The 11,646-nt window shown below is 69.0% G+C and carries 13 protein-coding genes; 6 read left to right on the top strand and 7 right to left on the bottom strand.

Features of this window, described 5'->3' with window-relative positions; translation table 11 throughout:
* Nucleotides 1–45 precede the first annotated feature (45 nt).
* The 4 genes from ACIQLD_RS09915 to ACIQLD_RS09930 all read right to left on the bottom strand — a co-directional run bounded on the left by ACIQLD_RS09915 (nucleotide 46) and on the right by ACIQLD_RS09930 (nucleotide 5,014).
* Nucleotides 46–1,011, bottom strand: a complete 966-nt coding sequence (locus tag ACIQLD_RS09915; protein ID WP_402607847.1) for a serine hydrolase — start codon at nucleotides 1,009–1,011, stop codon at nucleotides 46–48.
* Nucleotides 1,012–1,121: 110 nt separating this feature from the next.
* A complete protein-coding gene (locus tag ACIQLD_RS09920) occupies nucleotides 1,122–3,086 on the bottom strand; it encodes a M13 family metallopeptidase (protein WP_402607848.1) in 1,965 nt (654 codons plus the stop codon).
* A 72-nt stretch (nucleotides 3,087–3,158) separates the two neighbouring features.
* A complete protein-coding gene (locus ACIQLD_RS09925) occupies nucleotides 3,159–4,313 on the bottom strand; it encodes a sensor histidine kinase (protein ID WP_402608517.1) in 1,155 nt (384 codons plus the stop codon).
* Nucleotides 4,314–4,315: 2 nt separating this feature from the next.
* Nucleotides 4,316–5,014, bottom strand: a complete 699-nt coding sequence (locus ACIQLD_RS09930) for a response regulator transcription factor (protein ID WP_402607849.1) — start codon at nucleotides 5,012–5,014, stop codon at nucleotides 4,316–4,318.
* A 167-nt stretch (nucleotides 5,015–5,181) separates the two neighbouring features.
* Between ACIQLD_RS09930 and ACIQLD_RS09935 the strand changes: the two genes are divergently transcribed.
* Nucleotides 5,182–5,637 (top strand): DM13 domain-containing protein, encoded by a 456-nt coding sequence (locus ACIQLD_RS09935; RefSeq protein WP_402607850.1) that lies wholly within the window; start codon nucleotides 5,182–5,184, stop codon nucleotides 5,635–5,637.
* A gap of 23 nt (nucleotides 5,638–5,660) precedes the next feature.
* Complete coding sequence (locus ACIQLD_RS09940) at nucleotides 5,661–6,122, top strand: DoxX family membrane protein (RefSeq protein WP_402607851.1); 462 nt, start codon at nucleotides 5,661–5,663, stop codon at nucleotides 6,120–6,122.
* 70 nt (nucleotides 6,123–6,192) lie between these two features.
* Here the strand turns inward: ACIQLD_RS09940 and ACIQLD_RS09945 are convergent, their stop codons facing one another.
* Entirely contained in the window at nucleotides 6,193–6,744 is a 552-nt protein-coding gene (locus tag ACIQLD_RS09945) for a DUF1992 domain-containing protein (protein WP_402607852.1), read from the bottom strand.
* A 106-nt stretch (nucleotides 6,745–6,850) separates the two neighbouring features.
* Here ACIQLD_RS09945 and ACIQLD_RS09950 point away from each other — a divergent pair, with 106 nt between their 5' ends.
* Nucleotides 6,851–8,173: an MATE family efflux transporter gene (locus ACIQLD_RS09950; protein ID WP_402607853.1), complete on the top strand. Its 1,323-nt coding sequence runs from the start codon at nucleotides 6,851–6,853 to the stop codon at nucleotides 8,171–8,173.
* 137 nt (nucleotides 8,174–8,310) lie between these two features.
* Complete coding sequence (locus tag ACIQLD_RS09955) at nucleotides 8,311–8,610, top strand: hypothetical protein (RefSeq protein WP_402607854.1); 300 nt, start codon at nucleotides 8,311–8,313, stop codon at nucleotides 8,608–8,610.
* A gap of 49 nt (nucleotides 8,611–8,659) precedes the next feature.
* Here the strand turns inward: ACIQLD_RS09955 and ACIQLD_RS09960 are convergent, their stop codons facing one another.
* Both ACIQLD_RS09960 and ACIQLD_RS09965 read right to left on the bottom strand, forming a co-directional pair.
* Nucleotides 8,660–9,127, bottom strand: coding sequence for a VOC family protein (locus ACIQLD_RS09960; RefSeq protein WP_402607855.1), 468 nt, complete (start codon nucleotides 9,125–9,127; stop codon nucleotides 8,660–8,662).
* Nucleotides 9,128–9,197: 70 nt separating this feature from the next.
* The gene (locus ACIQLD_RS09965; protein ID WP_402607856.1) at nucleotides 9,198–9,878 is read right to left on the bottom strand and encodes a TrmH family RNA methyltransferase; all 681 of its coding nucleotides are present in this window, start codon (nucleotides 9,876–9,878) and stop codon (nucleotides 9,198–9,200) included.
* 152 nt (nucleotides 9,879–10,030) lie between these two features.
* Between ACIQLD_RS09965 and ACIQLD_RS09970 the strand changes: the two genes are divergently transcribed.
* Together ACIQLD_RS09970 and ACIQLD_RS09975 are read left to right on the top strand one after the other, a co-directional pair.
* Nucleotides 10,031–11,299, top strand: coding sequence for an Nramp family divalent metal transporter (locus ACIQLD_RS09970; RefSeq protein ID WP_402607857.1), 1,269 nt, complete (start codon nucleotides 10,031–10,033; stop codon nucleotides 11,297–11,299).
* A 19-nt stretch (nucleotides 11,300–11,318) separates the two neighbouring features.
* Nucleotides 11,319–11,618, top strand: coding sequence for a hypothetical protein (locus ACIQLD_RS09975; RefSeq protein ID WP_402607858.1), 300 nt, complete (start codon nucleotides 11,319–11,321; stop codon nucleotides 11,616–11,618).
* The last annotated feature ends 28 nt before the right edge of the window (nucleotides 11,619–11,646 follow it).

The following is an 11,646-nucleotide window of genomic DNA, read 5'->3' on the forward strand; positions in this document are numbered from 1 at the left end:
GCGGGACAGGCGCGATCAGGGGACACAGACCCATGGGAGACAGGCTCAGTGCGTGTACTCCATGAGTTCGACTCCGAGCACACGGAAGGCATCGTGGGCGCGCAGGCGATGCGTGATCGAGAGGTCGTCGAAGCACACGATGAGCGAGTAGGCGACGCCGGCGCGAGGCCCGGCCAGCACACCCGCCTCGGCCCGCACCCCGCGGTCACGGCCGGTCTTGTTCACGAACAGCAGGCCGTGCGCGTCGTGATCGTGAGCGAACGGGTCGAGACCCGTGGATGCCGCGACCAGGCTCAGATCCTGGTTCAGGCTCAGCCACTCCGACACCTGCGCACTGACGGCGGCGTCGACCACCTGCGAGTTCACCAGAGCGGAGAAGAGGCCCGCGAGCTCCCGCGCAGATCCCACGGCGACCTGCGGGGCGTCGTCGGGGCCGCGGCGGTCGCGGAAGCGGTCGAGCAGCGCGGTGCGACGCAGTCCGAGTGATTCGATGCGCTCGCGCACCCGATCGTGCCCGACCCGCTGCAGAAGTGCGTTCACCGCGATGGGATCACCCGCAGTCGCCGCCATCACGGCGAGGTCTTCCAAGGGCAGCGCCGGCGCGTGCAGATGACGCCACAGCCCTGAGGTCTCCACGGCATCGACGCTGTCGCGGTCGACGATCTCGAACGGATCGAGAGCACCGCTCTGGAAGCCCGCGGCGACCTCGATCAGCAGCGGCACCACGCCGAGGCCCGCGATCGGCATCGTGACGTGGTCGTCGCCGGCCAACACGTGCACGTGGTTGTCGAGGTCGACGACGTGCACCGAGACCTGCGCACCGGAGTCGACGAGCCCCTCCAGCGAACGGAGGGTGGCCGTGAACGAGCGGCGTCCGGCGGCTGCGCGTCGAGGGAGTCGGCGGCTGGTGCGCTGCGAGCGGCGACCCGCACCGGATGCCTCCTGGGCACCGTCGAGGGACTCGGGGGCCGAGGAGTTGCGGAAGCCTTCACCAGGCTCGAGAGCGCCCACGCTGATCCTTAGGGGGGTGGATGTGCGGGATACCGAGGGGAGACGCTCCCCAGCGGCAGGGCTATCGTAACCCCACCGCCGGGGGATGCTTCACAGAGTCGGGCGATTGGTCACCAGATGGTCACTCGCGACGCCGCGGGCAGCCAGAGCGCGTCGGTCTCGCTCACCCCGAACGCCTCGTAGAAGGCGTCGATGTTGCGCACGATCTGGTTGCAGCGGAACTCGTTCGGCGAGTGCGGGTCGATCGTCAACAGGCGCAGCGTCTCGGCGTCGCGGCTCTTCTGCTGCCATACCTGCGCCCACGACAGCAGCAGGCGCTGCACGCCCGTGTACCCGTCGATGACCGGGGCCTCCGCGCCGTCCAACGACAGCTCGTAGGCCTTCAGCGCGATGCCGAGGCCGCCCAGGTCGCCGATGTTCTCGCCGATCGTGAGGGCGCCGTTCACGTGGTGCTCGGCGTCGAGTCCCTCGGGGACCAGGGCGTCGTACTGCGCGATCAGCGCCTTCGTGCGCTCCTCGAACGCCGAGCGATCCGCATCCGTCCACCAGTCCTGCAGGCGACCGTCGCCGTCGTAGCGGCTGCCCTGGTCGTCGAAACCGTGGCCGATCTCGTGGCCGATGACCGCCCCGATGCCCCCGTAGTTCGCGGCGGCATCTCGGCCGGCGTCGAAGAACGGATACTGCAGGATCGCCGCAGGGAACACGATCTCGTTCATCGACGGGTTGTAGTACGCGTTGACCATCTGCGGCGGCATGTGCCACTCGGTGCGGTCGATGGGGGTGCCCACCTTGTCGACGTTGCGGTCGTGCTCGAAGATCGACGCCCGGCGCACGTTGCCGAACAGGTCGGCCCGGTCGATCTCGAGACTCGAGTAGTCGCGCCACACCTCGGGGTGGCCGATCTTCGGGGTGAACGCATCGAGCTTGGCAAGCGCGCGCTCGCGGGTCTCTGCCGTCATCCACTCGAGGTCGGTGATGCTCTGGCGGTAGGCCTCGATCAGGTGTGCGACCAGCTCATCCATCGCGGCCTTCGCCGTCGGCGGGTAGTGCCGCTCGACGTAGACCTTGCCGATCGCCTCGCCGAGCGCGCCCTCGGTGAGCGAGACGCCGCGCTTCCAGCGCTCACGCATCGTGGGGACGCCGGTGAGCTCGGTGCCGTAGAACGAGAAGTTCTCCTGCACGAGGTCGTCGGTCAGGTACGGAGCCGCGGCGTGCACGGCCTTGGCGCGCAACCACGCCTTCCAGTCGTCCAGACGCTCGGGCGTGAGCAGCGAGCCGAGTCCCTCGAAGAAGCTGGGCTGCGAGACGACGACCTCGTCGAAGGCCGCGGGGTTCGACGGCGAGACCGCCTCGCGCCACGGGGTCAGGTCGACACCGGCGAGCGCCTGCAGCTCTTCCCACGTCTTGAGGTTGTAGGTGGCCACCGCGTCACGACTACGCACGTTGTCCCAGTGGTGGCCTGCGAGCTCGGTCTCGAGCGCGATCGCACGGTCGGCGTTCACCGCGGCATCGGCGACACCCGCCAGGTCGAGCAGCCGCTCGAGGTGCGCGCGGTACGCCGCCCGGGTGTCGGCGAACGTGTCGAGGCGGAAGTAGCTCTCGTCCGGCAGCGAGAGACCCGCCTGCACCAGCACCGGGATGTAGCGCTCGGGGTCACCGGGATCGCCGTCGACGTACAGGCCGATGACCGACGCGCGGCCGTCGCGGTCGTAGGCGCCGACGGTGCGCAGGAACGACGGGATGCCGTCGATCGCGTCGATCTCGGCGAGGGTGTCGGTCAGCGGCGTCACCCCGGCTGCATCGATGCGCTCGGTGTCCATGAAGCTCGCGAACAGGTCGCCGATCTTGCGGGCGGGAGTGCTCTCCTCGGCATCCTGCGACTCCTCGATGATCGCCCGCACGTCTTTCTCGGCCTGCTCGGCGAGAAGGTGGAACGAGCCCCAGCGCGCCTTGTCACCCGGGATCTCGGTGCGGGCGAGCCAGGCGCCGTTCACGTGGCGATAGAGGTCGTCCTGCGGGCGGATGTCGGAGCTGAACTCATCAAGGGCGAGGCCCACGGGAAGAACGTCAGTCATGCGCTCCAGCCTATGACCCGCCTCCCCCACCGTGTCGAGAGCCCGCGTGTCGAGGGCATCCGTCGAGGCCCCTCACACGGTGGCGGGAACCGCCGCGAACGGCAGGAGCACGTTCATGCGGAACCCCTCATCCGTCCGCTCGGCGAACACCTCTCCGCCGTGCGCACGCGCGAGGCCGCGGGCGATCGACAGGCCGAGACCGGCCCCGGAGGCCACACCGTCCTGATCGATCGGGGCCGTGCGGGCCGCGTCCTCGCGCCAACCGACGTCGAACATGCGGTCGAGATCCTCCACCGCGACACCCGCGCCGTGATCGAGGATGCCGAGCACGAGCCGGTTCCGGTCGACCTCGGTGGCCGAGATGACGATCTCCGTGTCGCGCGGTGCATGACGGATCGCGTTGGTCAGCAGGTTGACGACGATCCGTCCGAGCTGATGCGGGTCCGCCCAGAGCACGTGGCCGCCCACTCCGCGTTCGACGATGCGCACGCCGTGGCGGTGTGCGGCTGCCGCGACGTCGGCGACGGCATCGGAGACCACGTCGAGCAGTTCGATCTGCTGGGTCTGCAGTTGCACGGCTCCCGAGGTCAGCTTCGACAGCTCGAACAGGTCGTCGACCATGCGGCTCATCGTCTCCACCTGCACCCGCACCTGCCCGGCGAAGCGCTCCGGAGCATCGGCCGCGCCGTCTTCGATCGACTCGGCGAGCGCACGGACCGCCGTCAGGGGCGTGCGCAGATCGTGCGAGATCCAGGCGAAGAACCGCCGTCGCGCCGAGTCCAGCCGCTCCAGCTCGGCATTCGCGGCATCGACCTTCGCCGACACCTCGGCGAGCCGCACCGACAGATCGTCCAGTTCGCGGGATCCGCCCTGCTCGGCGACGATCACACCTCCGCGGCCCACCTCGTCGAGCGATGCCGACAGACGATCGAACGACGACCGCATCGCCCTGGCCACCACCCAGGCGGTCATGATCCCGAGCACCAGGGACACCCCGATCACCACGAGGAGCACGGTCAAGTCGTGCGTCGAGATGTACATCTCCAGCGAGATCGCGACGACCGAGGCCGCCATCGTGACGACCCCCGCGCTCGCGACCAGCATCAGTTGCGCGCGCACCGAGCGACGGCGCAGCACCCGCAGCAGGGCGAGCGTGAGCGCCGCGACGCACACGGCCACGAGCAGGCACGTCAGCACGATCAGCAGCACATCGGCCCCGGCGAGCATGATCACGAGCGGTCCCCCTCTGCCGAGAAGCGGTATCCGACGCCCCACTCCGTGCGCAGGTGGATGGGGTTTCGCGAATCCTCCTCGATCTTCTCCCGCAGCCGGCGCACGTGCACGGTGACCGTCGAGGCCTCGCCGAAGCTCCAGCCCCAGGCCTCACGGAGGATCTCCTCGCGACCGAGCGGGCGCCCCTCGCTGCGCACCAGGAAGTGCAGCAGGTCGTACTCACGACCGGTGAGGGCGATCTCGTCGCCGCGCACCCACACCCGCCGACGGAGCGGATCGATCGCGAACACGCCGGCCCGCACCTCGCCGACCGCGGCCTGCGTCACCTGCGAGCGCCGCACCAGCGCACCGACGCGCATGAGCAGCTCCCGCAGCGAGAACGGCTTCGCGAGATAGTCGTCGACGCCGAACTCGAACCCCTCGATGCGGTCCTCCACCTGCCCGAGAGCGGTGAGCAGCATGATGGGCACGTCGGAGAACGAGCGCAGATCACGGCACAGCTCGTCACCGCTGATGCCGGGGAGCATGCGGTCGACGATCACCACGTCGGGAATGCTGTCGCGCAGCGCCGTCCGCGCAGAGATCCCGTCGCCGAAGCTGGAGACCGCGTAGCCGTGGGTCCGCAGGTAGGCGCCCACCGCCTCCCTGACCGTGGGGTCGTCCTCGACGACGACGACCTCGGTTGGCTCCTGCATGGGGTCGACACTAGTCGCGCGGTGCTCGCCTCCGGCCGGTTCCTTACAGTCCTGAAAGGTCTTCTCCACCGGCGTCTGCGCGTTCGTAGCGTTCATCGGAGTGCGATCCGCCGCGGCATCCGTCGCTCCGGGCACAGAGTCGCACACACAGTGAACAGGAGAACCTCATGCGCAAGATCGCTCTCGCCGCCACCGCGGCCCTCACCCTCGCCCTGGCCCTCTCGGCGTGCAGCTCGCCCGCCGCGACGGACGACGCCAAGCCCTCTTCGTCGGCGTCGCAGAGTGCCGATTCCGGTGCCTCGACCACGAAGATGGACATGGCCGAGAAGACGGGCACCTTCGCGGGTCTGAATGAGAAGAAGGTGTCCGGCACCGTCACCGTGACCGACGACGAGATCGCCCTGTCCGGATTCGCGTCGGACGAAGGGCCCGATCTGCACGTCTACCTGACGAACGGCACCGATGAGGCCGCCGTCTCGGCGGGCATGCTCGTCGACGCCGTCTCGTTCGACACCGCCACCCAGACCTTCATGCTCGACGGCATCGACACCTCGGAGTACTCCTACGTCGTGATCCACTGCGACAAGGCGAAGGCCGTGTTCGGAGCAGCCGAGCTCTCATGATCGGATCGCGACCAGCCGGTGCCATGGCACTCTCGCTGCTCGGCGGCGGGGCGAGGGTGGCGGTCGGGGTGCTCTGGCTGATCGAGGGCATCCTGAAGTACCGGGCCGGATTCGGAGCGGCCGACATCGAGCTGGTGGCGCAGAGCACGGAGGGGAACCCTCGGGTGCCGTGGTTCTTCGAGCCGCTCGGGTCGTTCATGGGGATGGCGCCCGGCCTGTTCGGTGTGGTGATGCCCGCTCTCGAGGTCGCTCTCGGCGCGCTGCTGGTCGTGGGATTCCTGACCAGGATCGCGGCTTTCCTGTCGATCGGGACGCTGATGCTCTACTGGAGCGCGGATCAGCTGATCGCCCAGTACCCGGCGATGGTCGTGCTCTGCGCGGTCGTCCTCCTCCTGCCCGCCTCGGGACGGTTCGGGATGGACGGATGGCTGCGTGCGCGTCGGTCCGGAGCGACCGACGCGGCTTCCGGCCTGTGGGAGGCCTGAGGCGTCCGGTGGGCCGAGCCTTCCGGAAGGGACGCGGATGCCGGTCGTGGGCGGTCCGGCCGCATCCTTATCAGCTGCGGCGCCGAACGCGGAAGCGTCGGCGTCGCGGCTGATCGGCGGGTGCGGCGTTCGGACGCGCCGCCCTGCGCTGCGCCCAGGCGGCCACCTCTGCGTCGACGTCACGGGGAGACGTCACCACGGGAGGACCGCCCTGGAGCTGTCGTCGCGCCTCGCGCACGCGGCGGTTGAAGTCCTCCAGAACGTCACGTACGTCGGATTCGCGGCCCAGCAGATCGAGTTGTTCGTCCAGCTCCCGATCCTCGGTGCGCAGCAGGATGGCGGGCGGCCCCAACCCGGTCAGGTTCTCGGTCTCGATCTTGCGACGGATCCACCAGTCCGGGTCGTGATGGGTGCCGAGTCCTTCGAGGGGCTTGCCCGCACCGGGCAGATCGTCGAACTCGCCGCGACGGATCGCCACCTGGATGGCGGTCTCGATGAACGCGGCACGATCGACAGCCGCGGCGATCCCGGGCGGCGTGCCCGACTCCTCGTCACCGTCCACGCTCTCGCCGCGCTGCCTGCTCGCGAGATATCGCGCGGCCGCTTCTCGGGGATCCGTCATGATGCACCTCCGTGACATCCGAATTCCCCTCCACCCTACGACTAGCGCCGCCTACCGGATCGTGGTCGCAGCCGGCGTGGTCGGCGCCAGGTCATAGGCTCGGAGGATGACCGCGCGCGCCTCCCTCAATCGAGAGATCCTGCGGCTCGCCGTCCCCGCACTCGGCGCACTGATCGCGGAGCCCGCCTTCCTGATCGTCGACGCGGCTCTCGTAGGCCACCTCGGGACGACCCCGCTCGCCGGCCTCGGTATCGCGGGCGCGGTCCTGCAGACCATCGTCGGCCTCATGGTGTTCCTGGCGTACTCGACCACCCCGGCGGTCGCCAGACGGTTCGGAGCGGGACAGCCGGGCGAGGCCGTCTCGGTCGGGATCAACGGGATGTGGCTGGCACTCGGGCTCGGCGCCGTGCTCGCGGTGATCGGGGCCGTGTCGTCGCCGTGGCTGGTCTCGCTGTTCGGGGCGAGCGAGGCCGTCGCGGCCCAGGCGAACGAGTACCTCGTCATCTCGATGTGGGGCCTGCCGGCGATGCTCATCGTGTTCGCCGCGACAGGCCTGCTGCGCGGCATGCAGGACACGATGACGCCGCTGTGGATCGCCGGACTCGGCTTCGGCGCCAACGCACTTCTCAACTGGCTGTTCATCTACGGACTCGGCTGGGGCATCGCCGGCTCTGCGGCGGGCACCGTGACCGCCCAGTGGGGCATGGTCGCCGCCTACGTACTGGTCATCCGTCGCCTGGCCACCCGGCACAGCGCCTCGCTGCGCGCACAGGGCGCAGGCATGCGCGACACCGCGACGTCGGGCGGGTGGCTGTTCCTGCGCACCGTGAGCCTGCGTGTCGCACTGCTCGCCACTGTCGGGGTCGCCACCGGCATCGGCACCGACGAGCTGGCGGGGTGGCAGATCGTCTTCACGATCTTCTCCGCTGCGGCCTTCGCCCTCGATGCGCTCGCGATCGCGGCGCAAGCGCTCATCGGCAAAGAGCTCGGAGCCGGAGACGAGCAGCAGGTGCACCGTGTGCTGGCGCGTACCGTCGCGTGGGGCGCCTGGTTCGGCGTGATCGTCGGCGGGCTGATCGCCGGGCTCTCCGGCGTGCTCGGCATCGTCTTCACGGGTGACGCCGGGATCGCGGCGCTGGTGCAGCCGGCGCTGCTCGTTCTGGCGGTCGCGCAGCCGATCGCCGGTGTCGTGTTCGTGCTCGACGGCGTGCTCATGGGCGCGAACGACGCGCGGTATCTGGCGATCGCGGGCGGCGTGAACCTGGTGCCGTTCCTGCCCGCGTTGTGGATCATCGCCGCGACCGGGGTCGACGGATCGGCCGGGCTCATCTGGCTCGCGGTCGCGTTCTTCGGTGTCTATCTGCTCGCGCGGCTCGGTACGCTCGGCTGGCGTGTGCGGTCAGGGCGCTGGCTTTCGGCCACCGCCTGACGCCGCCGCGTCCGGCTGTTCCTGCACGGACATCGACGATCGCGACCTCTTCACAACCGCAGGAATCCGCGGAATACTACGTCGCCGACCCCTGGCGCCCCCGACGAAGATCGAGGGACACTGAAGGGATGCTGGGGATGACGGAACCACAGGTCTGGACACTGATCGGCGTCTTCGCCGCGGGAATGTTCGGCACCATCACACTGATCTCGACGATGTTCCTGCGAATGATGCAGAACGGGTTCGACGGCGTACGAAAAGAGTTCGAGGGCGTGCGGACGGAGTTCGGAAACGAGTTCGCCAGCGCGCGGACGGAGTTCAGAAGCGAGTTCGCCAGCGTGCGGACGGAGATTCACGCCGTGCACGGGCGCATCGATCACCTCGATCGCGACGTCAACGCGATCTATCGTCATCTCTTCGGCATCGACCGCGGGTGACCTCATCGATCGCGGGTGACCATGCCGAGCGCCCGTCACGACCGACGACTCAGGCGATCTCGAGCTCCGCGATCACGATCTTCTTCATGTGCATCAGGGCCTGAATCTGCTCCGGCCGCTGCTGCAGCAGATCCAAGCCCGCGGGGATCACCTGCCAGCTCACGCCGAAGCGGTCCTTGCACCAGCCGCACGCCTCCGACTCCGGCACGGCCGAGAGCGCCTGCCAATAGTGGTCGATCTCGTCCTGGTCGGCGCATTCGATCACGAACGAGATCGCCTCGTTGAAGGCGAAGGCCGGTCCGCCGTCGATGCAGCCGAACCGCGTGCCGTTCAGGGTGAACTCGCCGTTGATGACCTTGCCTGTCATCCCCTCGAAGTGCTCGCTGAGGTTCTCGTCCGGGTAGAAGGTCACGCTGTCGATCGACGAGTTCGGGAACACCGAGACGTAGTAGTCCATCGCCTCCTGCGCGCTGTCGACGAACCAGAGATACGGGCGGATGGGTGTGACGCCTGCCATGTCGGCCTCCTCGATCGGCACTCACGCTACGCCCGCGGATACCGCCTGTCGAGGGGTTCTCGGTGCGGGCTCAGTCCGCGTACCTCCGGCACCACTCGTACATGATGACGGCGGCCGCTGCGCTCGCGTTGATCGAGCGCGTCGATCCGTACTGGGTGATCTCGATGTGCGCGGACGCCGCGGCGAGCGCCTCGCCCGACAGCCCCGGCCCTTCCTGACCGAACAGCAGCACGCAACGCTGCGGGAGGTCGGCCCTGTCGACGGGCACCGCCCCTTCGATGTTGTCGACCGCGATGATCGGAACCCCCTCGGCTGCGGCCCAGGCGGCGAACGTCTCGACGTCCTCATGGTGGACGACGTGCTGGTAGCGGTCGGTGACCATCGCCCCGCGCTTGTTCCAGCGGCGGCGGCCGATGATGTGCACGGTGTCGGCGAGGAACGCGTTGGCGCTGCGCACGATCGACCCGATGTTCATGTCGTGCTGCCAGTTCTCGATCGCGACGTGGAACGGATGCCGCTGCGTGTCGAGGTCGGCGACGATCGCCTCCATGCGCCAATAGCGGTAACGGTCGATCACGTTGCGGGTGTCGCCGGAAGCCAGCAGCTCCTGGTCGTACTCCGCACCTTCGGGCCAGGCCTCCTCGCCCCCGGGCCAGGGCCCGACGCCGTAGCCGGGTTGAGCGATCGACCCCGTGTCCACCGCGCCCACGGGGGCATCGGGACTCGTGCTGTGCGGGGCGGCGTCATCCATCCCGCCAGGCTATCGCCGTCGCATCCCCGTTCGAATCGCGCAACTGGCCCCATCCTGGCCACATATGCGGCAATTCGCGCGACTCGAAAGATATTTAGGTACACCGAAAAATACGCTACGGTTTCGGTGTGCCTAAAAATTCTGCCGCCTCGATGACGACTCAGTCCGCACCCCCGGTTCGGGCCCCCCGCAGCCTGTGGCTGCTGGGACCTGCCCTCGTCGCGGGCGTCGCCTACCTCGACCCGGGCAACGTCGCCAGCAACATGACGGCGGGGGCACAGTACGGCTACCTGCTGGTGTGGGTCGTGCTCGCCGGCAACGTGATGGCGTGGCTGATCCAGTACCTCTCCGCGAAGCTGGGCGTCGTCACGGGGCAGAGTCTTCCCGAGGTGCTGGGAGCGCGACTGAAGCGCCCCTGGACCCGCCGCGCCTACTGGCTGCAGGCCGAGCTCGTCGCCATGGCCACCGACCTGGCCGAGGTCATCGGCGGCGCGGTCGCTCTGAACCTCCTGTTCGACGTGCCGCTGCTGCTCGGCGGCCTGATCACGGGTGCGGTCTCGATGATCCTGCTCACGGTGCAGAGCCGCCGCGGCGCCCGTCCGTTCGAGTTCGTGATCATCGGCCTCATGGCGATCATCACGATCGGATTCGTCGCGGGGGTGTTCGTCGCCCCACCGGACCCGGCCGGGGTCCTCGGCGGGATGGTCCCCCGTTTCGACGACACCGGCTCGGTCCTGCTGGCCGCGTCGATCCTCGGTGCGACGATCATGCCGCACGCGATCTACGCGCACTCCTCACTCGCCCGCGACCGCTTCGGCGCCACGACCGCCCACGCCGGCGACGAGGCCGTGCGCACCGAGACCTCGCGCATCCGCCGCCTGCTCACGGCCACCCGCTGGGATGTCTCCATCGCCATGGTGATCGCCGGATCCGTCAATCTCTGCATCCTGCTGCTCGCCGCCGCGAACCTCGCCGGCGTCGAAGGCACCGACTCGCTGGAGGGCGCGCACGCCGCCCTGGCCGCCGGACTCGGGCCGGTGGTGGCGACCTTCTTCGCCGTGGGACTGCTCGCCTCGGGACTGGCATCGACCTCGGTGGGCGCCTACGCGGGAGCAGAGATCATGCACGGGCTGCTGCACGTGCGCATCCCGCTGCTCGCCCGTCGACTGGTCACGCTGATCCCCGCGCTCGTGATCCTCGGCATCGGCTTCGACCCCACGCTCGCCCTCGTCCTCAGCCAGGTGGTGCTCTCGTTCGGCATCCCGTTCGCGCTGATCCCTCTGGTCGTGCTCACCGCGCAGCGCCGCACCCTGGGGGCCTGGGTGAACCGGCGATGGACGACGGCGGCCGGGGTCATCGCCTCCGTGCTGCTGATCGCGCTCAACGGCGCCTTGCTCTGGCTGGTGCTGACGGGAGCGTGAGCCCGGATAGGCTCGAAGCATGTCTGCCGAGAACGCCCGTCGCAACGTCCGCATCCTCACCTGGATCGGCTTCGCGACCGGCGTCATCGGCGGCCTGCTGATCGCGTTCCCGACGGTCATCGGGCTCGGCAGCCCGTGGGTGCAACTCGCCCTGGGTATCGCCACGCTCGTGCTCGCCTTCCGCGCCCGCAAGATCGGCATGGCCGAGGTCGAGGGGTTCGACGGCCGGCTCTCGCTGGCCGCCGCCCTCCTCGGATTCCTCGTCCTGTTCTTCGCCGGCCAGGCCGCGTTCGGCATCCTCGTCGCCGTCGCGAACTGACTCGTCGCTGTCGCGAGACGAGCCGCCC

Source organism: Microbacterium sp. NPDC091662 (genome assembly GCF_044756705.1).
Taxonomy (GTDB): domain Bacteria; phylum Actinomycetota; class Actinomycetes; order Actinomycetales; family Microbacteriaceae; genus Microbacterium.

Coding starts and splice junctions, on each gene's coding strand:
- ACIQLD_RS09950 (WP_402607853.1), top strand. CDS start 6,851: ATGACCGCGCGCGCCTCCCTCAATCGAGAGATCCTGCGGCTCGCCGTC.
- ACIQLD_RS09930 (WP_402607849.1), bottom strand. CDS start 5,014: ATGCAGGAGCCAACCGAGGTCGTCGTCGTCGAGGACGACCCCACGGTC.
- ACIQLD_RS09970 (WP_402607857.1), top strand. CDS start 10,031: ATGACGACTCAGTCCGCACCCCCGGTTCGGGCCCCCCGCAGCCTGTGG.
- ACIQLD_RS09920 (WP_402607848.1), bottom strand. CDS start 3,086: ATGACTGACGTTCTTCCCGTGGGCCTCGCCCTTGATGAGTTCAGCTCC.
- ACIQLD_RS09945 (WP_402607852.1), bottom strand. CDS start 6,744: ATGACGGATCCCCGAGAAGCGGCCGCGCGATATCTCGCGAGCAGGCAG.
- ACIQLD_RS09925 (WP_402608517.1), bottom strand. CDS start 4,313: ATGCTCGCCGGGGCCGATGTGCTGCTGATCGTGCTGACGTGCCTGCTC.
- ACIQLD_RS09935 (WP_402607850.1), top strand. CDS start 5,182: ATGCGCAAGATCGCTCTCGCCGCCACCGCGGCCCTCACCCTCGCCCTG.
- ACIQLD_RS09965 (WP_402607856.1), bottom strand. CDS start 9,878: ATGGATGACGCCGCCCCGCACAGCACGAGTCCCGATGCCCCCGTGGGC.
- ACIQLD_RS09975 (WP_402607858.1), top strand. CDS start 11,319: ATGTCTGCCGAGAACGCCCGTCGCAACGTCCGCATCCTCACCTGGATC.
- ACIQLD_RS09940 (WP_402607851.1), top strand. CDS start 5,661: ATGGCACTCTCGCTGCTCGGCGGCGGGGCGAGGGTGGCGGTCGGGGTG.
- ACIQLD_RS09955 (WP_402607854.1), top strand. CDS start 8,311: ATGACGGAACCACAGGTCTGGACACTGATCGGCGTCTTCGCCGCGGGA.
- ACIQLD_RS09960 (WP_402607855.1), bottom strand. CDS start 9,127: ATGGCAGGCGTCACACCCATCCGCCCGTATCTCTGGTTCGTCGACAGC.